The sequence below is a fragment of the Pseudotenacibaculum sp. MALMAid0570 genome (assembly GCF_040151415.1).
Lineage (GTDB): Bacteria > Bacteroidota > Bacteroidia > Flavobacteriales > Flavobacteriaceae > Polaribacter.
The window spans coordinates 118,311-142,542 of the sequence record NZ_JBDKWF010000045.1 but is presented as its reverse complement, the minus strand read 5'-3'; the positions used below and the strand labels follow the sequence as shown (position 1 = coordinate 142,542).

Annotated in this window: 21 protein-coding genes and 5 tRNA genes; 22 read left to right on the top strand and 4 right to left on the bottom strand. The window is 33.3% G+C overall.

The window, feature by feature from the left end; all coding sequences use genetic code 11:
- Positions 1 to 44: 44 nt before the first annotated feature.
- The 4 genes from AAON49_RS03890 to uvrA are packed head-to-tail and all read right to left on the bottom strand — an operon-like array spanning position 45 to position 7,747.
- On the bottom strand, positions 45 to 2,861 hold the full coding sequence (locus AAON49_RS03890; protein WP_349552786.1) for a gluzincin family metallopeptidase: 2,817 nt from the start codon (positions 2,859 to 2,861) through the stop codon (positions 45 to 47).
- Positions 2,862 to 4,187 (bottom strand): T9SS type A sorting domain-containing protein, encoded by a 1,326-nt coding sequence (locus tag AAON49_RS03885; RefSeq protein ID WP_349552784.1) that lies wholly within the window; start codon positions 4,185 to 4,187, stop codon positions 2,862 to 2,864.
- A 3-nt stretch (positions 4,188 to 4,190) separates the two neighbouring features.
- On the bottom strand, positions 4,191 to 4,898 hold the full coding sequence (locus tag AAON49_RS03880; protein WP_349552783.1) for an LOG family protein: 708 nt from the start codon (positions 4,896 to 4,898) through the stop codon (positions 4,191 to 4,193).
- 26 nt (positions 4,899 to 4,924) lie between these two features.
- Entirely contained in the window at positions 4,925 to 7,747 is a 2,823-nt protein-coding gene (gene uvrA / locus AAON49_RS03875) for an excinuclease ABC subunit UvrA (RefSeq protein ID WP_349552782.1), read from the bottom strand.
- A gap of 155 nt (positions 7,748 to 7,902) precedes the next feature.
- On the opposite strand from uvrA, the gene AAON49_RS03870 reads away from it, so the two are divergent.
- The 22 genes from AAON49_RS03870 to rpoB all read left to right on the top strand — a co-directional run bounded on the left by AAON49_RS03870 (position 7,903) and on the right by rpoB (position 24,203).
- The gene (locus tag AAON49_RS03870) at positions 7,903 to 8,130 is read left to right on the top strand and encodes a PspC domain-containing protein (RefSeq protein WP_349552780.1); all 228 of its coding nucleotides are present in this window, start codon (positions 7,903 to 7,905) and stop codon (positions 8,128 to 8,130) included.
- Entirely contained in the window at positions 8,127 to 9,128 is a 1,002-nt protein-coding gene (locus AAON49_RS03865) for a potassium channel family protein (protein WP_349552778.1), read from the top strand. Before AAON49_RS03870 ends, AAON49_RS03865 begins: the two co-directional genes overlap by 4 nt.
- Positions 9,128 to 10,024, top strand: coding sequence for an SDR family oxidoreductase (locus AAON49_RS03860; RefSeq protein WP_349552777.1), 897 nt, complete (start codon positions 9,128 to 9,130; stop codon positions 10,022 to 10,024). Before AAON49_RS03865 ends, AAON49_RS03860 begins: the two co-directional genes overlap by 1 nt.
- An 85-nt stretch (positions 10,025 to 10,109) precedes the next feature.
- Complete coding sequence (locus AAON49_RS03855) at positions 10,110 to 11,708, top strand: alanine/glycine:cation symporter family protein (protein ID WP_349552775.1); 1,599 nt, start codon at positions 10,110 to 10,112, stop codon at positions 11,706 to 11,708.
- A gap of 51 nt (positions 11,709 to 11,759) precedes the next feature.
- A complete protein-coding gene (locus AAON49_RS03850) occupies positions 11,760 to 12,644 on the top strand; it encodes a ComEA family DNA-binding protein (protein ID WP_349552773.1) in 885 nt (294 codons plus the stop codon).
- Between the two features lie 21 nt (positions 12,645 to 12,665).
- Positions 12,666 to 13,832: an acyl-CoA dehydrogenase family protein gene (locus AAON49_RS03845; protein ID WP_349552771.1), complete on the top strand. Its 1,167-nt coding sequence runs from the start codon at positions 12,666 to 12,668 to the stop codon at positions 13,830 to 13,832.
- Between the two features lie 92 nt (positions 13,833 to 13,924).
- A complete protein-coding gene (gene rpsU / locus AAON49_RS03840) occupies positions 13,925 to 14,122 on the top strand; it encodes a 30S ribosomal protein S21 (RefSeq protein WP_349552769.1) in 198 nt (65 codons plus the stop codon).
- A 92-nt stretch (positions 14,123 to 14,214) separates the two neighbouring features.
- A complete protein-coding gene (locus AAON49_RS03835; RefSeq protein ID WP_349552767.1) occupies positions 14,215 to 15,105 on the top strand; it encodes a tyrosine-type recombinase/integrase in 891 nt (296 codons plus the stop codon).
- A gap of 5 nt (positions 15,106 to 15,110) precedes the next feature.
- Positions 15,111 to 15,419 carry an HPF/RaiA family ribosome-associated protein gene (locus AAON49_RS03830; protein ID WP_349552765.1) on the top strand — a complete coding sequence of 103 codons (309 nt, stop codon included), beginning with the start codon at positions 15,111 to 15,113 and terminating at the stop codon, positions 15,417 to 15,419.
- Positions 15,420 to 15,515: 96 nt separating this feature from the next.
- A tRNA-Thr gene (locus tag AAON49_RS03825) sits at positions 15,516 to 15,589 on the top strand.
- Between the two features lie 27 nt (positions 15,590 to 15,616).
- A tRNA-Tyr gene (locus tag AAON49_RS03820) sits at positions 15,617 to 15,699 on the top strand.
- A 47-nt stretch (positions 15,700 to 15,746) separates the two neighbouring features.
- A tRNA-Gly gene (locus AAON49_RS03815) sits at positions 15,747 to 15,819 on the top strand.
- Between the two features lie 19 nt (positions 15,820 to 15,838).
- Positions 15,839 to 15,911: transfer RNA gene (locus AAON49_RS03810), tRNA-Thr, on the top strand.
- Between the two features lie 66 nt (positions 15,912 to 15,977).
- Positions 15,978 to 17,165 (top strand): elongation factor Tu, encoded by a 1,188-nt coding sequence (tuf, locus tag AAON49_RS03805; protein ID WP_349552763.1) that lies wholly within the window; start codon positions 15,978 to 15,980, stop codon positions 17,163 to 17,165.
- A 76-nt stretch (positions 17,166 to 17,241) separates the two neighbouring features.
- A tRNA-Trp gene (locus tag AAON49_RS03800) sits at positions 17,242 to 17,314 on the top strand.
- A 14-nt stretch (positions 17,315 to 17,328) separates the two neighbouring features.
- Complete coding sequence (secE, locus tag AAON49_RS03795; protein ID WP_349552761.1) at positions 17,329 to 17,517, top strand: preprotein translocase subunit SecE; 189 nt, start codon at positions 17,329 to 17,331, stop codon at positions 17,515 to 17,517.
- 9 nt (positions 17,518 to 17,526) lie between these two features.
- On the top strand, positions 17,527 to 18,075 hold the full coding sequence (nusG, locus tag AAON49_RS03790; RefSeq protein WP_349552759.1) for a transcription termination/antitermination protein NusG: 549 nt from the start codon (positions 17,527 to 17,529) through the stop codon (positions 18,073 to 18,075).
- Between the two features lie 74 nt (positions 18,076 to 18,149).
- Entirely contained in the window at positions 18,150 to 18,587 is a 438-nt protein-coding gene (rplK, locus tag AAON49_RS03785) for a 50S ribosomal protein L11 (protein WP_349552757.1), read from the top strand.
- Between the two features lie 20 nt (positions 18,588 to 18,607).
- The gene (gene rplA / locus AAON49_RS03780) at positions 18,608 to 19,297 is read left to right on the top strand and encodes a 50S ribosomal protein L1 (RefSeq protein WP_349552756.1); all 690 of its coding nucleotides are present in this window, start codon (positions 18,608 to 18,610) and stop codon (positions 19,295 to 19,297) included.
- 21 nt (positions 19,298 to 19,318) lie between these two features.
- Complete coding sequence (gene rplJ, locus AAON49_RS03775; protein ID WP_349552755.1) at positions 19,319 to 19,834, top strand: 50S ribosomal protein L10; 516 nt, start codon at positions 19,319 to 19,321, stop codon at positions 19,832 to 19,834.
- 50 nt (positions 19,835 to 19,884) lie between these two features.
- Positions 19,885 to 20,262: a 50S ribosomal protein L7/L12 gene (gene rplL, locus AAON49_RS03770; protein ID WP_349552753.1), complete on the top strand. Its 378-nt coding sequence runs from the start codon at positions 19,885 to 19,887 to the stop codon at positions 20,260 to 20,262.
- A gap of 125 nt (positions 20,263 to 20,387) precedes the next feature.
- On the top strand, positions 20,388 to 24,203 hold the full coding sequence (rpoB, locus tag AAON49_RS03765; protein WP_349552752.1) for a DNA-directed RNA polymerase subunit beta: 3,816 nt from the start codon (positions 20,388 to 20,390) through the stop codon (positions 24,201 to 24,203).
- Positions 24,204 to 24,232 lie beyond the last annotated feature (29 nt).

The window sequence follows — 24,232 nt, the reverse complement described above, 5'->3', positions numbered from 1 at the left end:
TTTTCGTAAAAAAACATCTCATAAATAGTGGTTTTTTAAGAATATTATAAAAAACCTCTTCTAAAAAAATTAAAAATAGCTCTTGGATTTAATTGTAGTACAAAACGGATCTTTTCTGCGTAAGCACTTTGATTAATTTCCCAACCGTTATTTGAGTAGAGAGGAAAATAGAATTCAAAAATATTATTGATAAAATTAAATCGGATTCCGTTTTCATAACCAAAGAAAACTTTCCTGTCTCGATTTTTGAGAAAAGCTACATCATTATATAACTCTAACCATCGCCATAAACCGATACTTGAATTGAATGATACCATAAATTGGTTGGCAAAACGTTCTTCTAATTTCGATTTAAAACCTCCTTCTGCGAGTAAAAATTGTTGACTAAAAAGACCTGAACTCTCAGAACGTCCAATATAATTTAATTCAAATAAATAGTCATTAGCTCTGTCTAAACCAAAACTAAAGAAATCAGAATCTGTTTTATTTGTTAAAAAAGCACCTGCATATATTCTAAAATCTAGTTGCCTGTTTTTAGCGGTTAACTTACGATAGCGAACTTCTCCTATAGCTTTTGAATATTCACTTCCAATCTCGGTTCCTATTGAATATTGAAAACCTTTGATAATGTCTGGCTTATTGTAAAAATAGCGAAGCTTAAAAATGCTGTATTTGTCTGAATCTGTTCTGGTTGAACCTTCTTCGAGTTCTCTGTTGATGTTTAGAAGTCTAGCTTGCAAAAAACTTGATCCAACATCTCGTAAACTTTTCCTTCTAAATTGTACAGTTACACTTTGGTTAAAGGTGTTATACGATAAATCTTCTGTATAATGCAAATTGCTTCCAGATAGAGAATAAATAATTCTATTGATTTTAGAATCTTCAAAATATTGAACATATCTAGTAACAAAGGTTCCATTTAAAGAAGTACTTTTTGTTCCGTATAAAGGGGTAATCGTAAATTGAAAGTTTCTATTTAGAATAGGTTTGTTGTGTGTTTTTAATCCGATTAAAACACCGTCATAGAAGTTGTATTTAATTTGCGGCTGTATGTATATTTGGTGGTAATAAGGGTCATCTATATCTTTAAAAAGTTTAAAACGAACAGGTTTGTTTAACAAGTTCTTTCCAATTTTTTTCCAATTGTCCATGGAGTTAAATTCTGGATAAGAGTTTTCATAATTTAAAGAGACGCGATCAAAATCTCCTTTTGGAATTGCTACTGTTTTTACGCTGTCAATCCCTTCTAGCCATTGTTTGAATTTTACTTTCTTTTTTTTAACTCCATATAAAGCAACTGGAGCTGTAATGTTTCGTTTGTTTTTTATGGTAACATAAACAGAATCATTCTTTTCTATGGCTTTTTTAATGGTGTAGTCTATCTTCTTACTTGTATTAAGGTAATTCCCAAAGAACCATTCAATATTTTTGTCTGTTTTAGAGTTTACAATCTTTGCAAATTCTTTACTATTACTGTACTTCAAATTGTTTTTAAGATAGAATTCTTGAAAGGATTCTTTGATAATGGTGTCTCCAATATAATCTGCTAAATATCGTAAACCCAGTCCTGCTTTGTACTTATTTACAATCTTTCGATTAAAATTTGACAAAGAATCTGATCTTGTTGTTAAAGATTGATCTAAGAATTGTCTCGCGCTAAATTGATAGACAAAAGGGTATTTATCATTAAAGGAAAGTTTAGAAAAGTTAAAGCTTCTAAATCCCCATATCTTGGCAACATTACCTGCTAGCTTTATTTCTGGATAGTGTTTAGAAACATATTCCATCATCAAATAGGATTGCAAACCATCTGTAAGCCAATAGTCTTTTCTTCTGTCTAAAAGCATTGTGCTTTCGATGTATTTTTTTGATAGGGCTTTTAACATGGTTAAATCCCACTCAAAGACATCTGGAAACGGTCTGATAAACCGTGGTAATTGATTTAAACCGTATATAGGATTCTTACTTTGAGTAATTCTATCGATAAAAATTTCTTTATGAGGATATTTTCCAAGGTATTGCTTGATAAACAGTAATTGTCTATTAAGTATGTCAGTACTCAGTTTTGGGTCAATAGTTTTTAAATGAAGATCAGTAACAATATTAATGTCTTTGGTTTTAAAAGATTTAAAATTGTCGAAGATGTCTATACTTAGAACTGCTTCTGTTTTTTTATTCCCAACCAGTAAGTATTCGTTATAATCACCTTTTGGTGTCTTGTATTCGTAAAGGTTAGAGTTAAGATTGAAGTGTTTTGGAAGCACTAACTTTATGTTGTAATTGCTTACGTTACTTAACAAGTCGTTCATGTTAAGATTGTTCATAATCTTCCATTTACCATCTTTATACACTGCTGGAACTAAATACCAGTAGCGCAAGAGGTAACCAGTTTTTGTTTTTCCATAACCTGTGAAACTTGCGTTAGGAATTTTTATATCATAAGTAATATTAATTTCAATAGACTTTCCTGGTGGAAGAGGTTTTTTGAGAGCTACTTTTACAACATCTGACTGATTATCGTCTAAATCTTGAAACGAATTATTCTCAAAATCAATTGTAAGATTTTTTATATCTGTATAACCTCGGTTTTCTTCTTTAGCAAAATATAATGATTTGTCGTAATCTTCTATAAGTCTTCTTGCCAAAGGTGATTTTTTGTTTTTATAACCATTGGCCCAATTGTGTAAGAAAATTTCTGTAAAAGTAGAATCGGAATCGTTAACAAAAATTATCTTTTGTTGAACTTTTAGAATATCTTTTTTGTCATCTAATTGTGCTTCTATAGAAATAGTATGTTCTTGCCCATGAGTATGAGCAAAAAAAAGAAGTAGAAAAAGTTGTATGGGTATTAGTTTCCTCAATTAAATCTTTACAAACTTTATTGGTTTGTTCAAGTTTTGTGCCGAAAGATAATAAATCCCTTTAGAAAGATGTTGAACATCAATTGTTAATGTATTTTCAGGAACATTTTTAAGTTTGACAGACTTTATCAATTGCCCATTGGTATTGTATATGTTTAAATCTTTAATCTTTAAATTGTTGCTAAACTTAAGGTCTAAAGAATTTTCAACAATATTTGAATTCTGAAATTGTACTATTTGTGAATAGCTTTCAGTTGATAATGTGTTTTGAGGAGTCTCTATTTCCATTACCACAGGTAAGTGATCACTAACTTGTAATAAGGCATCTCGTAAACTTTGCGAATAAGTTCCGCTGCAATTTGAGTTATCGATACTTAAATTATAACAATTGCTATTATTGCCTATGGATTGGTAACTGTTATTTACATAAAATAAATCTGAACTCGTATTGAAATTCTCTGACATCATGATAAAATCAAATCGATCGTCTAATCCACCTAAAGCTCCGCTAGTATCTATTAAACCAGTATTGGAAGTTCTAGTAGATTGAGTATGAATGTCTGCATACGAGCTATTTCTCCAAAAATAGGTGGAACTAGAACTGTAAAAGGTAAAAGGATCTGTTACACTTGGGTTATTTGGAAAGGGAGTTGCGGGTCTATTAATGGGATCTATCATAACAACTCTATTGCCTCCGTCAATTAACCTTTGGTAACCTTCTTCGTTACTAGAATAAAAATTAAAGTCTCCAGCAAAAAGAACATAACTAGTTTCTGGAATGTCATTTAAAGAAACCACAAAATCTTCAACAGAGGCTAATCTTCTTTGTCTATTGCTACTTCCAGTAGAAGCTTTTAAATGACTAACAAAAACTTCCAGTCTTATAGGGTTGGTAGCAACATTCTCTGTATTTATTTTAAATGTGTAATGATTGATATCTCTTGTATCAGCAACAATAACTCTGCTAGTCTCTAAAACAAGTTTTTTGGAGTTGTAATAAACCATTTGTTGAAGGTTAGCTCCAGAAGATTGATTGATTTGAAAAGTAGCTTTTTCAAAATCTGAATTATGAGGCACAATAGCATTGTTAAACATATAGTTTGAACCAGCTTCGTTTACTAATTCACAAACCATGAAAAGATCAGGATGGATTTCATCCAATACAGTTTTTAAAAAAGGAGTTTTATTCTGACTTACAGTAGAGTTAGAGTAATTTAATAAATTATACATCATTGCTTTGATACGAGTTTGTCCAAAACTCTGAAAACCAAGCAGCAATAATGTAAAGAACAATAATGCTCTTTTAAAACTTGTTAATAAAGTCATTATTTAGAAGTTTGGTTTGAGACTATACTTCGCGTAGAATTTATTCAAATGCTCAATTGCTTCATCTGCTGTGTCAACAACTCTAAAAAGTTTTAAATCACCTTCACTAATATTTCCTTGCGCAAGTAAAGTGTCTTTAACCCAATCTAATAAGCCGCTCCAAAAAGAAGACCCAACTAGAACAATTGGGAATCTTCCAATTTTCTTAGTTTGAATTAAAGTGATGGCTTCAAAAAGCTCGTCTAAGGTTCCAAAACCTCCAGGCATTACAATAAAACCTTGCGAGTATTTTACAAACATTACTTTTCTAACAAAGAAATAATCAAACTCAAGATTTTTATCGCTATCAATCCAAGGGTTATCATGTTGTTCAAAAGGAAGTTCTATATTTAAACCTACAGAAACACCTTTTCCTCTGTGTGCACCTTTGTTACCTGCTTCCATGATACCTGGACCACCTCCAGTGATAACACCGTAACCATTTTGAGTAAGTTTAAAAGCAACTTCTTCTGCTAATTCATAATACTCATCTCCAGGTTTTGTTCTTGCAGAACCGAAAATAGAAACACAAGGTCCTATTTTACTTAACTTTTCATACCCATCAACAAACTCTGACATGATCTTAAAGATCGCCCAAGAGTCGTTGGTTTTTATTTCGTTCCAAGTTTTTTGTTGTAGTTTTTCTCTAATTTTTCTGTCGTCATTCGTCATAATCTGTATAGTTTAGATAAGCAAAGTTAATGTAATTCTCTCTCCAAAAACTTAGCTGTATAACTTTTTTTGTTTTTAATAATTTGTTCTGGTGTTCCAGTACACAATACTTGACCACCTTTTTTTCCACCTTCCATTCCTATATCAATAATATGATCTGCTAATTTAATTACATCCATGTTGTGTTCAATAATAAGTACTGTGTTTCCTTTGTTAGCAAGTTCGTTTAGTACTTCCATTAGTACTCTGATGTCTTCAAAATGCAACCCTGTGGTAGGTTCGTCTAAAATATAAAATGTATTTCCAGTATCCCTTTTTGATAATTCAGAAGCAAGCTTGATACGTTGTGCCTCACCTCCAGAAAGTGTGGTAGATTGTTGACCTAGCGTTATGTAGCCTAGGCCAACGTTTTTAATGGTTTTAAGTTTGTTGTGTATTTTAGGAATATGTTCGAAGAATTCAACAGCTTGATTGATGGTCATTTGAAGTACGTCAGAAATAGATTTTCCTTTGTAACGAATTTCTAAAGTTTCTCTGTTGAATCTTTTCCCTTGACACGTTTCGCATTCTACATGAACATCGGGTAAAAAGTTCATTTCAATAACTCGTACACCACCACCTTGACACGTTTCACATCTTCCTCCTTTAACATTGAAAGAAAAACGCCCAGGTTTATAACCTCGGATAGATGCTTCTGGTGTTTTAGAGAATAAACTTCTAATCTCGCTAAAAACACCAGTGTATGTTGCTGGGTTAGATCTTGGTGTTCTTCCTATTGGAGATTGATCAATGTCTATTACTTTATCTACATTTTCAATCCCAGTAACTTTTTTATACGGCATTGGCTTTTTTACAGCTCTGTAGATGTGTTTATTGAGAATAGGGTAGAGTGTTTCGTTGATTAATGTTGATTTACCGCTTCCAGAAACTCCAGTAACACAAATCATTTTCCCAAGAGGGAATTCAGCCGATACATTTTTTAAATTATTACCAGTTGCTCCACTTATTTTTATGGATTTGCCATTTCCTTTTCTTCGCTTTTTTGGGACTTCAATTTGTTTTCTTTCAGCTAAATAATCAGCAGTAAGTGTATTATGTTTTTTAAGATCTTCAAAAGTTCCTTCACTAACAATTTCGCCACCATGTCTTCCTGCTCCAGGTCCAATATCTAAGACAAAATCAGCATGCTCTATCATGTCTTTGTCGTGTTCTACAACTAGGACAGAATTTCCGATATCTCTCAATTTTACAAGAGAATCTATTAACTTTTGATTGTCACGTTGATGTAAACCTATACTTGGTTCATCTAAGATGTAGAGTACTCCTACAAGTTGAGAACCAATTTGAGTTGCCAGTCGTATTCTTTGAGCTTCACCACCTGATAGCGATTTGGAAGTTCGGTCTAGAGTTAGATAATCCAATCCAACATCTAGTAAGAATTGTATTCTAGCTCTGATCTCTTTTAAGATTTCAGTAGCAATGACCAACTGTTTTTCACTCAATCTAGATTCTATGTTAATAAACCATTCAGCTAATTCATTAATGTCTTGCTTTGCAAGATCGCTAATGTTTTTTTGATCTATCTTAAAGTGTAGACTTTCTTTCTTTAAGCGTTTTCCTTCACATGAAGAGCAAGTGACTTCATCCATAAAGCCTTTAGCCCAGCGTTTGATAGATGTGCTCTCGCTATTTTTGTATTGATTTTCAATAAATGATACAATCCCTTCAAAGTCTATTTCATAATTTCGAGTAATTCCCATGGCTTTAGATGCTACAGAGAATTTCTCATTTCCTCCATTTAGGATAATTTCCAAAGCTTCTTTAGGGATTGATTTTATAGGGTCACTTAGCTTAAAGTCATAACGTTCAGCAATAAGTTGCAATTGCTTAAAAATCCAACTGCTTTTTTGTTCTCCTAAAGGAATAATTCCTCCATTTTTAATAGAAATTGTATTATCTGGAATTACTTTATCAAAGTTTATTTCATTAGTTATCCCTAATCCATTACAATTTGAACAAGCACCTTTAGGGGAATTAAAAGAAAAAGTATTAGGCTCAGGATTTGGATATGCAATTCCAGTTGTGGGGCACATCAGTTCTCTACTAAAGTAACGAGGTTTTTCATCATCAACATCAATAATCATTAAGATGTTGTTTCCAGTATATAAAGCTGTTTTAATAGTTTCTTCTAATCGTTTTTCAATATCAGAACTAACTACTAAACGGTCTATTACAACTTCAATATCATGAGTTTTGTATCTATCTAAGCGCATTCCTTTTTCAATCTCAATAATCTCGCCATCAACTCTAGCTCTTACAAAACCTTGCTTAGATATTTGTTCAAATAGTTCTCTATAATGACCTTTTCTTGATTTAATTAGTGGAGACAGAATAGCAACTCTTTTTCCTTCAAATTCAGAAAGGATAAGTTTTTTAATCTGCTCATCGCTATAGCTTACCATTTTTTCACCAGTATTGTATGAGTAAGCATCAGAAGCTCTAGAGAATAAAAGTCGGAGAAAATCGTAAATTTCTGTAATGGTTCCTACAGTTGATCTTGGGCTTTTATTTGTAGTCTTTTGCTCAATAGAAATTACTGGAGATAATCCATCTATTTTATCAACATCAGGTCTTTCTAAACCACCTAAAAATTGCCTTGCATAAGCAGAGAAGGTTTCTATATATCTTCTTTGTCCTTCAGCATAAATAGTATCAAAAGCCAGTGAAGATTTACCGCTGCCACTTAACCCTGTGACTACAACTAATTTTTCACGTGGAATCTTAACATCTATATTTTTAAGATTGTGAGCTCTTGCTCCAAAAACTTCAATGTATTCTTGGTCTTTCAACGTAGGTAAAATTCAGAAAAACGCAAAGTTACAGAATACTAAGAGAGTAGCAAAGCAAGGGAGTCTCAAAGTTTAATAGTAATAAGATATAAACTTTCAACCTTTGTTGCTTTGCGGCTTTTAACTTTTGAGTATCTTGCATTAAAATTTAACAAATGAGCTTTGTACATTCTGTTCGACATTTTTTTGAGAGACATGGGTATCATGTGTCTTCTCGTTTGGCAGATCGATTAGGAATGAGGGCTTTGAATGTCAGGCTGTTTTTCATTTACATTTCCTTTGTAACTGTGGGATTGTCTTTTGGGTTTTATCTCACACTTGCTTTTTTATTACGATTAAAGGATATGGTGTATACAAAAAGAAGCTCTGTATTTGACTTATGAAGCATGTTTTTAAATCTAAATTAAGGAACGCTTTAGGATTACTGTTGTTAGTTTTAACAATTGGAGTAGTTGGCTATATGTTGATGTCTGATTATACATTTGTTGATGCGTTGTATATGACGGTAATAACGGTGTCTACCGTAGGTTTTGGAGAAATAGAGCCTTTAAATGAGCAGGAAAAACTATTTACAATATTCTTAATTACTACTAGTATTATTAGTTTTGGATATACAGTTTCAGCTTTTACAGAGTATATTGTAAGTGGACAATTATTTCAACAATTAAAATTGAAGAAAGTGCAAAAAAAGATTGAACAGTTAGAAGGCCATACTATTATTTGTGGTTTTGGTAGAAACGGAAAGCAAGCAATGATCAAATTGAACAACTATAAGAAACAATTTGTTATTGTTGAAAAAAACGAAGAAGTAATAAAGAGGGCAGAAGAGAAAGGAATTTATAATGTTCAAGGAGATGCCACTACTGATGAAGTATTAAAACGAGCTGGAATTGAAAAAGCAGCAAACTTAATTACTGCATTACCTTCAGATGCTGATAATTTATTTGTTGTATTAACCGCTAGACAATTAAATTCAAATTGTAAAATTATAAGTAGAGCCTCTAACGAAAGTTCATATGACAAATTAAAAATCGCTGGTGCTAATAACGTGATCATGCCTGATAAATTGGGAGGTGATCATATGGCTTCTTTAGTTGTAACTCCTGATGTGATAGAATTTGTAGGAAGATTAACGATAGAGGGTGAAACTACAGCGAATTTAGAAGAAATATCGGTTAATGATCTCCCAGAAAAATATCTAGATAAAACAATTTTGGACTTAGATTTAAGAAAAAAAACTGGATGTACCGTTATAGGGTTTAAAGCACCAGAGGGAAGTTATTTGATCAACCCAGAAGCATCAATAGAATTGGTTAAAGATTCACATTTGATTGTATTAGGAAGACCAGAACAAATCACAAAACTTAGAGAACTTTTTTAATGAAGATTGCAATTACTGGAAGTAATGGATTGCTAGGGCAAACCTTGGTAAATTTACTCTTAAAAGAATCTGAAAAATATCAAGTCATAGGACTTTCTAGAGGTAAGAATAGAAGTGGTAGAGATGATTTTGAGTATGTTAATATTGATGTCACGAATGAAGATGAATTAAAAAAATGTTTATTTAGAATACAGCCAGATTTTATAGTGAATACCGCAGCAATGACTAATGTTGATGCATGTGAAGATGAGAAGGAAAATTGCGACTTATTAAATGTAGAAGCCGTAAGGTTTTTGACGCAAATTAGCAAAGAATTAAAAGCGCATTTAATTCATATTTCTACAGATTTTATTTTTGATGGAACACAAGGCTACTACAAAGAAACAGATAAGCCTAATCCTTTAAGTTATTATGGATTGTCTAAGTTAAAATCTGAAACTGTCTTAACAAATTCTACTATTGATTATACTATTTTGAGAACAATTTTAGTTTATGGAATTGTTCACGATTTAGGAAGAAATAATATCGTTTTGTGGGTAAGAGATATGTTAAAAGAGAATAAAGAAATAACAATAGTTAATGATCAATTTCGCATGCCTACTTATGTTGAAGACTTAGCAATAGCATGTAAAATGTCTATAGATAAAAGAGCAAAAGGAATATTTAATATTTCTAGCAATAAACTGTTAAGTATCTACGAAATTGCAAGACAGATTGCGGATGCATTTGATTTGAATAAAGATTTGATAATGCCTATATCAACATCAACATTAAACCAAAAAGCTGCAAGACCTGCTAAAACAGGTTTTGATTTATCTAAAACTAATAAAGAATTAGGTTTTTATCCGAAGTCTTTTGAAGAAGACTTGGTGAGATTCAAAGAAACCTTACCTTAAAAAATACTTTTAACGCCCAAAAGTTGTTAGAAGCTCATTTTTTTATGATATTGCGAACTACAAAAATTAAAAACAACTATTTCTCATGAAGAAAAGACTTCTCTCGTTACTACTATTAGTGGTACCAATGTTAACATTCGCACAAGAAAAAGGATTAGATCAGAAGATTGATGAAGCTTTTAAGCCAGTTTCAGATTTCTTTAGTAATGTGATATTTTTTGAGGTTTTCGGAACACCTTTTGTGTTAGTTTTATTAGTTGCGAGTGCAGCTTTTTTTACACTTTACTTTAAGTTTCCAAACTTTAGACACTTTTTTACAGCTATTAATGTTGTAAGAGGAAAATATGATGATCTTGAACATGCAACTGTAAACCCAGAATTGGCAATTGATGGAGATATCAAGGATACTATTAAAGACGAAAGTGAAGAAGGAGAAGTATCACACTTCCAAGCATTAGCAACAGCTGTTTCAGGAACTGTTGGTAACGGAAATATTGCTGGGGTAGCCTTAGCAATTGCTTTAGGTGGACCAGGAGCAACTTTCTGGATGATTGTCTGCGGATTGTTAGGAATGTCTACAAAGTTTGTAGAATGTACTTTAGGAGTGCAATATAGAGATGTTGGAGAAGACGGGACTGTTTATGGAGGTCCTATGTATTATATTAGTAAAGGACTCAAAGAAAGAGGATTTGAAATACTTGGTAAAATAGCTGCAGTATTATTCGCAATCTTTTGTATTGGAGGATCTTTTGGTGGAGGAAATGCAGCGCAATCAAACCAAGCTACTGTTGTCTTAAAAGAATTAATGGGGTTAGAAAGTACCGCAGCTGGATTTTGGATTGGAGTTGTATTAGCTATTGCAGTTGGAGTTATTATTATTGGAGGAATTAAAAGAATTGCTTCAGTAACAGAAAAAGTAGTTCCTTTTATGGCTGTACTATATATTCTTGCATGTTTATATATATTAGGTGCTAACTTCTCTTTAGTTGATGATGCAATCTCTTTAATTGTAACTGAAGCATTTAATCCAACAGCTATTGGAGTTGGAGGTATTATTGGAGTTCTTTTAGTAGGATTTAAAAGAGCTGCCTTCTCAAATGAAGCAGGAGCTGGTTCTGCGTCAATTGCACACTCAGCGGTTAAAACAAAATATTCCGCTTCAGAAGGGCTAGTAGCATTGTTAGAACCTTTTATTGACACAGTAGTGATTTGTACAATGACTGCTTTGGTAATTATCATCTTTAACTTTGGTGGACATTTTGAGTATGGAGCTGATGTTAGTGCAGATGGTAGTGGGGCTGTTATGATTGCTGGAGAAGTTGTGCAAGGAGCTGGAATTACTTCTAAAGCTTTTGCTCAATATATTCCTTATTCTAATATATTCTTAACTGTTGCAGTAGTATTGTTTGCTGTATCTACAATGATTTCATGGTCTTATTATGGATTACAATCATGGAAGTTCTTGTTTGGAAGAGGTAAAAAAGCAGATTTAGCTTATAAAGTATTATTCTTAATATTTGTTGTTATTGGTGCTGCTGCTAGTATGGGATCTATTTGGTCTTTCTCAGACGCAATGATTTTTGCAATGGTTTTTCCTAATATGATTGGATTATACTTCTTGTTCCCAGTAGTTAAGAAACAATTAAGAAGATATATGGATGCAATAAAGACCAGTAAAGCTTGATAGCTAGGTCTCTACTGTAGGAAATTTTATTGGCGCTAAGAAAAAGAAAAAATGAAAAAATTGAAATCCCATTTCTGGTATACAAAAAACCAACGAAATGGGATTTTGTTTTTGGTAGTTATCATCTTGTTAACTCAGTTTTTATATCATTCAATTAGTTTTGAATCAGAAAGTCACTACAATTTCAAGAGTTCAAATGTTATTGCTTTTCAAAACCAGATCGATAGCTTAAAATTGTTAGAGCTAGAAAAAAGGAAACCTAAGATATATCCTTTTAATCCAAATTTTATTTCAGATTACAAAGGATATCAATTAGGAATGTCTCCAGAAGAGATAGATAGACTGCATTTGTATAGAACTAAAGGAAAGTATGTGAATTCTAAAAAAGAGTTTCAAACAGTAACTAAAGTTTCTGACAGCTTGCTAAATGCCATTTCTCCTTATTTTAAGTTTCCTGATTGGACAAAGAAGAAGAAAATAAAAAGTAATAAAAGTAACTTCAATTTTTCATCAGCAAAAGACAAAAGCAAAATTTCAACAAAAGACTTGAATCTAGCTACTCAAAATGATTTCTTGGTCATAAATGAGGTAGATGATGTTATTTCAGAAAGAATTATAAAATACAGAACAAAGCTTCAGGGTTTTTCATACCCCGATCAGTTATTTGAAGTTTGGGGTTTAAAAAGAAAAGTAGGAAAAAAAATACTTGAAACATTTTCTATAATTACAAAACCTACAATTAAAAAAGTAAATGTAAATACTGCCAGTTTTAAAGAAGTTTTAGCAATTCCATATATAGATTATGAATTGTGTGTAAAGATATTTGAATTCCGTGATGAAGTTGCTGAACTACAATCTATTTCAGAATTGAAGAATATAGAGGGTTTTCCACTAGAAAAATACGAGAGAATAGTCTTATATTTGTTGGCTGAATAGACAAACAACAAAAACCGCTTAATGGCAAATATGTATTTTACTGAAGAACACGAAGTTTTCAGAGAAAGTTTTCGAGATTTTTTGCAAAAAGAAGTTGTTCCTCACATTGATAAATGGGAAGAAACAGGAACAATAGAAAGATTCATTTGGACCAAATTTGGAGAAATGGGATACTTTGGATTGAGTTACCCAGAAGAATATGGAGGTTTAGATTTAGACATTTTCTATATGGTAATTTTCCTAGAAGAACTTCAGAAAATAAACTCTGGTGGTTTTGCCGCTGCAATGTGGGCACATGTTTACCTAGCAATGACTCATATTAATAAAGAAGGAGATGATCGTATTAAAAGAGAATACTTAACGCCAAGTATTAATGGTGAAAAAATAGGTTGTTTATGTATCACAGAGCCTTTTGGAGGGTCTGATGTTGCAGGAATGAGAACAACTGCTGTTAAGGAAGGAGACCATTATATAATCAATGGTTCTAAGACATTTATTACAAATGGAGTTTATTCAGACTATCTTGTAGTAGCTGCCAAAACGGACCAAGATTCAAAACATGCAGGAATGTCAATTTTTGTAATTGACCGCGATACTCCAGGAATTTTTTCTACTAAATTAGATAAGCTAGGATGGAGAGCTTCTGATACAGGTGAAATTGCTTTTGATAATGTAAAGATTCCTGCTGAAAATTTAATGGGAGAAGAAGGGAAAGGGTTTCCTTATATCATGCAGCACTTTGCTTTGGAAAGATTAGTTATGGGGATTAATGCACATGCTAGAGCAGAATACGCTGTAGAATATGCAATCAATTATATGTCAGAAAGACAAGCTTTTGGAAAAACTTTAGATAAATTTCAAGCATTAAGACATAAAGTTGCTGAAATGGCTAGTCAGGTTGAAATGTGTAAAGAGTTTAATTATACTATTGCTAAGAGACTAAATGAAGGAGATTATGTAGTAAAAGAAGCAAGCATGTCTAAGTTGCTTTCTACAAAAATAGCTGATGAAGTAATTTATGAAGCTTTACAATTATTAGGAGGTTATGGTTATATGGAAGAGTATCCAATGGCTAGATTATTAAGAGACAGTAGATTAGGTCCTATTGGAGGAGGTACATCTGAAATTCTTAAAGAAGTAATCGCCAAAATGATAATTGATAAAAAAGAGTACAAACCCGCGACATAAAAAATTAATAAGTTATTAATTGTCAATTAAAAAAACCTCGTATCTTTGCAGTCCAAAATTTAAAAGACACAGATGAAAGGAGGTGCCAACATATGTTAATTATTCCAGTAAAAGAAGGAGAAAATATCGATAGAGCATTAAAGCGTTTCAAAAGAAAATTTGATCGTACAAAGACAATGAAGAACTTACGTGAGAGAAAGCATTTTACGAAGCCATCAGTTGCCAAAAGAGCTCAAAAGATTAAGGCGTCTTACATTCAAAGACTAAGAACGCAAGAAGAAGTTGGATAAACTTTTTCAAAAGAAATATATAAGCCCATATCAAAAATGATATGGGCTTTTTTATTATTTATAATTTGTAAATTTGATTTATCTAGAACTATATGAATCAAATAGAGGCTTTTTTAGATTACCTTTCCTTAGAGAGAAAATATTCTCGTCATACGATAACAGCCTATAAAAATGATTTGAATTCATTTAAAGATTTCTGCTCGATACATTATAATCAAGAAGCAATAGGTAAAGTAAACTATTCTCAGGTAAGATCTTGGATTGTAGATCTTGTAGATAGTAATGTGTCAAATAGATCTATAAACAGAAAGATAAGTTCTTTAAAATCATTTTATAAATTCTTGCAAAAAACCAAACAAATAACAAAGAACCCTTTAGCAAACCATAAAGCTTTAAAAATGTCTAAAGAAATTCAAGTGCCATTTTCTGTTAAAGAAGTTGATGCGGCAATTTCAGAAATACAGGCAGAAGACACTTTTGAAGCAATAAGAAATAAGTTAATAGTTGAAATGTTTTATTCAACTGGGATGAGAAGGATAGAATTGATAAATCTTAAGTTGAATTCAATTGATTTTTCTTCAAAACTAGTAAAAGTTTTAGGGAAAAGAAATAAAGAAAGACTAGTGCCATTATTATCAACAACTGGCAAGAGTTTAGAAAAGTATTTAAAAAAGAGAGAAGAGTTGCTTCCAAAAAATGACTATCTCTTTATTACTTCAAAGGGTAATAAAATTTATGAAACACTTGTTTATAGAGTAATAAATAACTATTTTAGTAACGTTTCTTCTAAAGTAAAAAAGAGTCCTCACATACTAAGGCACTCTTTTGCAACACATCTACTAAATGAAGGAGCTGATTTAAATTCGGTTAAAGAATTACTAGGGCATTCAAGTTTAGCCTCAACCCAAGTTTATACCCACAATAGCTTGGAACAAATAAAAAAAGTGTATAACCAAGCTCACCCTAGGAGCGATAAAAAATAGGATTTATGAAAGTATATACGCAATCAATCAATTTTAATGCTTCTAATACATTACTAAGCTTTACACAAAAGAAAGTTGAGTCCTTGGCAAAGTTTCATGATAAGATTGTAGACGCTGAAGTTTTTTTTAAGCTAGAAAACTCTAGTGCGAAGGAAAACAAGATCACTGAGATAAAGATTAATGTTCCTGGAAATGAATTGGTCGTTAAAAAGCAGTTTAAAACCTTTGAAGAAGGAGTAAGTACAGCTGTAGAATCCTTAAAAAGAAGACTTAAGAAAACCAAAGAAAAATTAAGGGATTCTTTAGTGTCATAAAAAGATAAAAAAAGAATATAAAAAGTTTTAGAAATAAAAAAAACTTTATACATTTGCAGTCCGTTAGAAATAACGGATTGTTTTTTTATAAAAACAGCCGATATAGCTCAGCTGGCTAGAGCAGCTGATTTGTAATCAGCAGGTCGTGGGTTCGAGTCCCTCTATCGGCTCAAGTTCATTAAAATAGTAAAGTTTTTGGGGAGATTCCAGAGCGGCCAAATGGGACGGACTGTAACTCCGTTGTCTTTCGACTTCGCAGGTTCGAATCCTGCTCTCCCCACAAAAACTTTAATTTATAATTTCGAATTTATGATTCGAAATTAAATTGCGGGAGTAGCTCAGTTGGTAGAGCGTCAGCCTTCCAAGCTGAATGTCGCCGGTTCGAACCCGGTCTCCCGCTCTAATAAAATCCAACAACAGCCGGTGTAGCTCAGTTGGTAGAGCGCATCCTTGGTAGGGATGAGGTCACGGGTTCAAATCCCGTCATTGGCTCTGTTTTATTAAGAGTAAAATTTTATACACTAAATATATTTAAAGAAGAATTAAAATTAAACAATCATGGCAAAGGAAACTTTTGATCGTTCGAAACCACACTTAAACATTGGTACTATCGGACACGTAGATCACGGTAAAACTACTTTAACTGCTGCTATCACAAAAGTTTTAGCAGAAAAAGGTCTTTCTGAAGTAAAGGACTTCGATCAAATCGATAACGCTCCAGAAGAAAAAGAAAGAGGGATCACAATTAATACTTCTCACGTAGAGTATCAAACTGCTAACCGTCACTATGCACACGTTGACTGTCCAGGTCACGCGGATTACGTAAAAAACATGGTAACTGGTGCTGCTCAAATGGATGGAGCTATCTTAGTAGTTGCTGCTACAGATGGTCCAATGCCACAAACTCGTGAGCACATCTTATTAGGTCGTCAGGTTGGTATTCCACGTATCGTTGTTTTCTTAAACAAAGTTGATATGGTTGATGATGAAGAATTATTAGAGCTTGTTGATATGGAAGTAAGAGAATTACTTTCTTTCTATGAGTATGATGGAGATAACGGACCTGTAATTTCTGGTTCAGCTTTAGGAGCTTTAAACGGAGAAGAAAAATGGGTTGATACTGTAATGGAATTAATGGATGCAGTTGATTCTTGGATTGAAGAGCCATTAAGAGAGGTTGATAAAGATTTCTTAATGCCAATCGAAGATGTATTCTCTATTACTGGTCGTGGTACTGTAGCAACAGGACGTATCGAGACAGGTGTAGCTAATACTGGAGATGGTGTAGATATTATCGGTATGGGAGCTGAAAAATTAACTTCTACAATTACTGGAGTTGAGATGTTCCGTAAGATTTTAGATAGAGGTGAAGCTGGAGATAACGTAGGTATCTTATTAAGAGGTATTGAGAAGACTGACATTAAAAGAGGTATGGTAATCTGTAAGCCAGGTTCTGTAACTCCACACGCTAAATTCAAAGCTGAGGTTTATATCCTTAAGAAAGAAGAAGGTGGTCGTCACACTCCATTCCACAACAACTACCGTCCACAGTTCTACGTGCGTACAACTGACGTAACAGGTAACATTAACTTACCTGATGGAGTTGAAATGGTAATGCCTGGTGATAACTTGACTATCACAGTAGACTTAATCCAACCAATCGCGTTAAACTTAGGTTTACGTTTCGCTATCCGTGAAGGAGGTAGAACAGTTGGAGCTGGTCAGGTAACTGAAATTTTAGACTAATTTTTTAGTCAATAAAAATAAGTTTAATTATTAAGGTGTCCCGATTTTTTCGGGACGCCTTTATGAATAAATAGAGACGGGTTTAGCTCAGTTGGTAGAGCACTGGTCTCCAAAACCAGGTGTCGGGAGTTCGAGCCTCTCAACCCGTGCAAATAAAAAACAAATGAACTTTATACAATATATCAAAGACTCTTTTGAAGAATTAAATAATCACATGACGTGGATCTCTAGAGAGAATGCGCAAAAAACTACAGTAACTGTAGCAATTTTCACAATTTTGTTCGCATTAGGTGTTGCTGGAGTTGATTATGTTTTTCAAGAAGGGTTAGATAACTTTTTCAAATTATTTTAAATAAGAACTATGGCTGATTCTGTAATGAAATGGTATGTTGTGAGAGCAATCGGAGGACAAGAGAATAAAGTAAAGTCTTATATAGAGACTGAAATAGCTCGTGTAGGTCTTTCTGATTATGTGAGTCAGGTGTTGGTTCCAAAAGAAAAAGTAATCCAAATTAGAAATGGGAAAAAAATAAACAAAGAAAGAGTTTATTTCCCAGGATATATTATGGTAGAAGCTAACTTATCTGGAGAAGTTCCTCACGTAATTAAATCAATTACAGGAGTAATTGGTTTCTTAGGTGAAACAAAAGGAGGTGATCCAGTACCAATGCGTAAGTCTGAAGTTAACAGAATGCTTGGTAAAGTTGATGAATTAGCTGTACAAGATGAAAATGTTGCAATTCCTTATACAGTAGGAGAAACTGTAAAAGTTGTAGATGGACCTTTTAATGGTTTTGATGGAACTATCGAAAAGGTAAATGAAGAAAAGAGAAAATTAGAAGTCATGGTTAAGATTTTTGGACGTAAAACTCCATTAGAGCTTAGTTACATGCAAGTAGAAAAAATATAATTGTTACACAAATATATGACCGATGTGTTTTTAGCTTCCAATTTAAAACACATCAATTTTAAACATTTAGTAAAATGGCAAAAGAGTTAAGTAAAGTAGTTAAATTACAAGTTAGGGGAGGTGCTGCGAATCCGTCGCCACCGGTTGGACCCGCTCTAGGTGCTGCTGGTGTTAACATTATGGAGTTCTGTAAGCAGTTTAATGCAAGAACTCAAGACAAGCAAGGTAAAGTATTACCAGTTGTTATTAATGTATACAAAGACAAATCATTTGACTTTGTAGTTAAAACTCCACCTGCTGCAGTACAATTAATGGAAGCGGCAAAAATCAAGAAGGGTTCAGGTGAACCTAACAGAAAGAAAGTAGCATCTGTTACTTGGGATCAAATTAAAGTAATTGCTGAAGATAAAATGGTAGACTTAAATGCGTTTACTGTTGAGTCTGCAATGAAAATGATCGCTGGAACAGCTCGCTCTATGGGATTAACAGTTAAAGGTAATGCACCTGCATAAACTTTATAAAAAATAGTAAAATGGCAAGATTAACAAAAAAGCAAAAAGAAGCTTACGCAAAGTTAGATAGCTCTAAATCGTATGATATTAGCGCTGCTTCTGCTTTAATCAAAGAAATTACTAATGTAAAGTTTGACGCATCTGTAGATATCGCTGTTCGTTTAGGTGTAGATCCACGTAAAGCTAACCAAATGGTTAGAGGCGTAGTGACATTACCTCACGGTACAGGGAAAGATGTAAAGGTACTTGCATTAGTTACCCCAGACAAAGAAGCTGAAGCTAAAGAAGCTGGAGCTGATTATGTTGGTTTAGACGAATTCCTTCAAAAAATAAAAGGAGGATGGACAGATGTTGATGTGATTATTACAATGCCTAGTGTTATGGGTAAATTAGGTCCTTTAGGAAGAATTTTAGGTCCTAGAGGTTTAATGCCAAACCCTAAGACTGGTACTGTAACAATGGATGTTGCAAAAGCAGTAAAAGATGTAAAAGCTGGTAAAATCGACTTTAAAGTTGATAAGACAGGAATCGTTCATGCAGCGATTGGAAAGGCATCTTTTGAAGCAGACAAAATTGCAGAAAATGCAAACGAATTGGTACAAACTTTAATCAAGTTAAAGCCAACTGCAGCTAAAGGAACATACATTAAAAGTATTTTCATGTCTAGCACAATGAGCCCAAGTGTAGAAGTAGATGTAAAATCTGTTTAATAGCAGTTAAAAACGTATATCATGACTAGAGAAGAAAAATCACAAGTAATACAAGATTTAACAGCACAATTAGCAGATACTAACACAATATATCTAGCAGATATTTCTGGACTAGATGCATTGACTACCTCTAACTTACGTAGAGCTTGTTTTAAAGCAAACGTAAAATTGGCTGTTGTAAAAAACACATTGCTTTCAAAAGCAATGGAAGCTTCTGATAAGGAGTTTGGAGAGTTACAAGATATTTTAAAAGGTAATACTTCCTTAATGATTTCTGAAGCAGGAAATGCTCCAGCTAAAGTAATCAAGGAATTCAGAAAAAAATCAGACAAGCCTCTTTTAAAAGGTGCTTATGTTGAAGAAGCAATCTACGTTGGTGATGATCAATTAGATGCTCTTGTAAACATCAAGTCTAGAGAAGAATTAATTGGAGATATTATCACATTATTACAATCACCTGCTAAGAATGTTGTTTCAGCATTACAATCAGGAGGAGGTAAATTATCTGGTATCTTAAAAACATTATCAGAAAAATAAATTAGCGCACTAATAAACTATATAATAAAAAATTTTTAAAAACAATTGAAATGGCAGATTTAAAAGATTTCGCAGAACAATTAGTTAACTTAACAGTAAAAGAGGTTAACGAATTAGCTGATATTTTAAAAGAAGAATACGGAATTGAGCCTGCAGCAGCAGCTGTAGCAGTTGCTGGACCAGCAGCTGGAGGAGCAGATGGTGGAGCAGAAGAAAAAACTGAATTCGACGTAATCTTAAAAGCACCAGGTGGGTCTAAATTAGCAGTTGTAAAATTAGTTAAGGAATTAACTGGTTTAGGACTTAAAGAAGCTAAAGGTATCGTAGATAGCGCACCTGCACCAATTAAAGAAGGTGTATCTAAAGATGAAGCAGAAGGGCTTCAAAAATCTTTAGAAGAAGCTGGAGCTGAGGTTGAGCTTAAATAAGCTTTAACCTAGCTAACAACCTAAGGTTTAGGCACTAGGAGTATTGATCTCCTAGGCCTAAACCATTTTGTGTATATATTCGTTCTTTTATAATTCAGGTTTTTTAATTAAAAAAATATTCTCTTTTGGCAACGATAAACACTACTGAAAGAATCAATTTCGCATCTTCAAAACTAGGAACAGATTATCCTGATTTCCTAGATATTCAGGTTAAGTCTTTCCAAGACTTTTTCCAACTTCAAACAAAAGCTGAAGAGCGAGGTGAAGAAGGTTTGTACAAGACCTTTATGGACAATTTTCCAATTACAGATACTCGTAACAACTTTGTACTAGAATTTTTAGATTACTTTGTAGATCCACCTAGATATAGCATTCAAGAATGTATCGAAAGAGGACTAACATATAGTGTGCCTTTAAAGGCTCGTCTTAAATTATACTGTACAGATCCAGAACACGAAGATTTTGAAACAATCGTACAAGATGTGTATTTAGGAACTATTCCTTATATGACAAACTCTGGTACCTTCGTAATTAATGGGGCAGAAAGAGTTGTTGTATCTCAGTTGCACCGTTCTCCTGGTGTATTCTTTGGACAATCTTTCCATGCAAACGGTACAAAATTATATTCAGCAAGAGTAATTCCTTTTAAAGGTTCTTGGATTGAATTCGCTACCGATATCAATAGCGTGATGTACGCGTATATCGATAGAAAGAAAAAATTACCAGTAACAACTTTATTTAGAGCCATTGGTTTTGAAAGAGATAAAGATATTTTAGAAATCTTCGATTTAGCAGAAGAAATAAAAGTATCAAAAGCTGGTCTTAAAAAAGTATTAGGTAGAAAGTTAGCTGCAAGAGTATTAAAAACGTGGTTTGAAGACTTCGTAGATGAAGATACTGGAGAAGTTGTATCCATTGAACGTAACGAAATTATTTTCGATCGTGATACAATCATCGAAAAAGAACATATAGAAGAAATCATTGAGTCTGGCGCTAAGACTGTATTACTTCATAAAGAAGACAATCAGCAAGCAGACTACGCGATTATTCATAATACATTACAAAAAGATCCAACAAACTCTGAAAAAGAGGCTGTTGAACATATCTATAGACAATTACGTAACGCTGAACCGCCAGATGAGGAAACAGCAAGAGGAATTATTGATAAATTATTCTTCTCTGAGCAACGATACAACTTAGGTGAAGTAGGACGTTTTAGAATGAATACAAAACTTGGTTTAGATGTTGATATCGATCAAAAAGTATTAACCAAGTTAGATATTATCACTATCATCAAGTATTTAATTGAGTTAATCAATTCAAAAGCTGAGGTGGATGATATCGATCACTTATCTAACCGTCGTGTTAGAACTGTAGGTGAGCAATTAGCTGGTCAGTTTGGAGTTGGTCTTGCTCGTATGGCAAGAACTATTCGTGAGCGTATGAACGTACGTGATAACGAGGTATTTACTCCTATTGATTTGATTAACGCAAAAACGTTATCTTCAGTAATTAACTCATTCTTTGGAACTAACCAGTTATCTCAGTTTATGGATCAAACAAATCCGTTAGCTGAAATTACTCACAAACGTAGATTATCTGCATTAGGACCTGGAGGTTTATCAAGAGAAAGAGCAGGTTTCGAGGTTCGTGACGTTCACTATACACACTATGGTCGTTTATGTCCGATTGAAACACCTGAAGGACCAAATATTGGTCTAATCTCTTCACTTTCTGTATTTGCGAAAGTAAATAACTTAGGGTTTATTGAAACTCCTTATAGAGAAGTAAAAGAGGGTTCTGTAGATGTAAAACAAGATCCTATCTATTTAAGTGCTGAAGAAGAAGAAGGTAAGAAAATTGCCCAATCTAATTTAGAATTAAACGAAGATGGTAGCTTTGTTAGTGATAGAGTGATTGCAAGAGAAGAAGGAGATTTCCCTGTGGTAACTCCAAATGTAATCGATTATATGGACGTTGCTCCAAATCAAATTGCTTCAATCTCTGCATCTTTAATTCCATTCTTAGAGCATGATGATGCTAACCGTGCTTTAATGGGATCTAACATGATGCGTCAAGCAGTACCATTATTACGTCCAGAATCTCCAATTGTAGGAACAGGATTAGAAAGACGTGTTGCAAAAGATTCTAGAATCTTAATCAATGCAGAAGGAAATGGAGAAGTAATCTATGTAGATGCAAATAAGATTACAATTAAGTATGATAGAACTGATGAAGAAAAACTAGTAAGTTTTGATTCTGACGAGAAGACATATGATCTTATCAAGTTTAGAAAAACAAATCAAGGAACGTGTATCAACCTAAAACCTATTGTAAGTACTGGCGATAGAGTAGCAGAAGGTCAGGTTCTTTGTGAAGGATATGCAACTCAAAAAGGAGAGCTTGCTTTAGGAAGAAATATGAAAGTTGCTTTCATGCCTTGGAAAGGTTACAATTTCGAGGATGCAATTGTGATTTCTGAAAAAGTAGTTCGTGAAGATATCTTTACTTCTATTCATATCGATGAATATTCTTTAGATGTACGTGATACTAAATTAGGTACTGAAGAATTAACGAATGATATTCCTAACGTTTCTGAAGAGGCTACTAAAGACTTAGATGAAAACGGAATGATTCGCGTTGGTGCAGAAGTAAAACCTGGTGATATTTTAATTGGTAAGATTACTCCAAAAGGAGAATCAGATCCAACACCAGAAGAAAAATTATTACGTGCCATCTTTGGAGACAAAGCTGGAGATGTAAAAGATGCTTCGTTAAAAGCCTCTCCATCTTTAAGAGGAGTAGTAATTGATAAGAAATTATTTAGAAGAGCAGTAAAAGATAAGAACAAGAGAGCAAGAGATAAAGAAGCTGTAACAGCTTTAGAAGCTTCATTTGTATCTAAGTTTGATGCTCTTAAAGAAACATTAGTAGAGAAATTATTCCAATTAATTAGTGGAAAAACTTCTCAAGGAGTGTTTAATGATCTTGGAGAAGAAGTATTACCAAAAGGTAAAAAGTATACACTTAAAATGTTAAACGCGGTTGAAGACTATGTGCATTTAACAAGTGGAACTTGGACTACTGACAAAGAGATCAATAAATTAGTAAGTGAATTAATTCACAACTATAAGATTAAAGTAAACGATTTACAAGGAGTTTTACGTCGTGAGAAATTTACGATTTCTGTTGGAGATGAATTACCAGCAGGTATCTTAAAACTTGCTAAGATTTACATTGCTAAGAAACGTAAATTAAAAGTAGGAGATAAGATGGCAGGACGTCACGGTAACAAAGGTATTGTTGCTCGTATCGTTCGTCAAGAAGATATGCCTTTCTTAGAAGACGGAACACCAGTAGATATTGTACTAAATCCATTAGGGGTACCATCGCGTATGAATATTGGTCAGATTTATGAAACAGTTCTTGGATGGGCTGGTCAGAAATTAGACAAGAAGTACGCTACTCCAATTTTTGATGGAGCATCATTAGATGAGATCAATGGTTACACAGACGATGCTGGAGTACCAAGATTTGGTCACACATATTTATATGATGGAGGTACAGGAAAACGTTTTGATCAACCAGCAACAGTAGGTGTAATTTATATGATTAAGTTAGGTCACATGATTGAAGATAAAATGCACGCGCGTTCTATTGGACCTTACTCATTAATTACGCAACAACCTTTAGGAGGTAAAGCTCAGTTTGGAGGTCAACGTTTCGGAGAGATGGAGGTTTGGGCATTAGAGGCTTATGGAGCTTCTAGTATCTTACGTGAGATCTTAACGGTAAAATCTGATGATGTAATGGGTAGAGCTAAAACATACGAAAGTATTGTAAAAGGTGAAACCATGCCAGAACCAGGGTTACCAGAATCGTTCAACGTATTAATGCACGAACTTAAAGGTTTAGGTTTAGACCTAAAACTAGAAGAATAAATTTACAGAATGCCTTCTGAACAGAAATA

Excerpts from the sequence above, each read along its gene's own strand:
- AAON49_RS03885 (WP_349552784.1), bottom strand. The coding sequence starts at position 4,187 with ATGACTTTATTAACAAGTTTTAAAAGAGCATTATTGTTCTTTACATTA.
- AAON49_RS03880 (WP_349552783.1), bottom strand. The coding sequence starts at position 4,898 with ATGACGAATGACGACAGAAAAATTAGAGAAAAACTACAACAAAAAACT.
- AAON49_RS03870 (WP_349552780.1), top strand. The coding sequence starts at position 7,903 with ATGAGCTTTGTACATTCTGTTCGACATTTTTTTGAGAGACATGGGTAT.
- AAON49_RS03865 (WP_349552778.1), top strand. The coding sequence starts at position 8,127 with ATGAAGCATGTTTTTAAATCTAAATTAAGGAACGCTTTAGGATTACTG.
- AAON49_RS03860 (WP_349552777.1), top strand. The coding sequence starts at position 9,128 with ATGAAGATTGCAATTACTGGAAGTAATGGATTGCTAGGGCAAACCTTG.
- AAON49_RS03855 (WP_349552775.1), top strand. The coding sequence starts at position 10,110 with ATGAAGAAAAGACTTCTCTCGTTACTACTATTAGTGGTACCAATGTTA.
- AAON49_RS03850 (WP_349552773.1), top strand. The coding sequence starts at position 11,760 with ATGAAAAAATTGAAATCCCATTTCTGGTATACAAAAAACCAACGAAAT.
- AAON49_RS03845 (WP_349552771.1), top strand. The coding sequence starts at position 12,666 with ATGGCAAATATGTATTTTACTGAAGAACACGAAGTTTTCAGAGAAAGT.
- rpsU (WP_349552769.1), top strand. The coding sequence starts at position 13,925 with ATGTTAATTATTCCAGTAAAAGAAGGAGAAAATATCGATAGAGCATTA.
- AAON49_RS03835 (WP_349552767.1), top strand. The coding sequence starts at position 14,215 with ATGAATCAAATAGAGGCTTTTTTAGATTACCTTTCCTTAGAGAGAAAA.
- AAON49_RS03830 (WP_349552765.1), top strand. The coding sequence starts at position 15,111 with ATGAAAGTATATACGCAATCAATCAATTTTAATGCTTCTAATACATTA.
- tuf (WP_349552763.1), top strand. The coding sequence starts at position 15,978 with ATGGCAAAGGAAACTTTTGATCGTTCGAAACCACACTTAAACATTGGT.
- secE (WP_349552761.1), top strand. The coding sequence starts at position 17,329 with ATGAACTTTATACAATATATCAAAGACTCTTTTGAAGAATTAAATAAT.
- nusG (WP_349552759.1), top strand. The coding sequence starts at position 17,527 with ATGGCTGATTCTGTAATGAAATGGTATGTTGTGAGAGCAATCGGAGGA.
- rplK (WP_349552757.1), top strand. The coding sequence starts at position 18,150 with ATGGCAAAAGAGTTAAGTAAAGTAGTTAAATTACAAGTTAGGGGAGGT.
- rplA (WP_349552756.1), top strand. The coding sequence starts at position 18,608 with ATGGCAAGATTAACAAAAAAGCAAAAAGAAGCTTACGCAAAGTTAGAT.
- rplJ (WP_349552755.1), top strand. The coding sequence starts at position 19,319 with ATGACTAGAGAAGAAAAATCACAAGTAATACAAGATTTAACAGCACAA.
- rplL (WP_349552753.1), top strand. The coding sequence starts at position 19,885 with ATGGCAGATTTAAAAGATTTCGCAGAACAATTAGTTAACTTAACAGTA.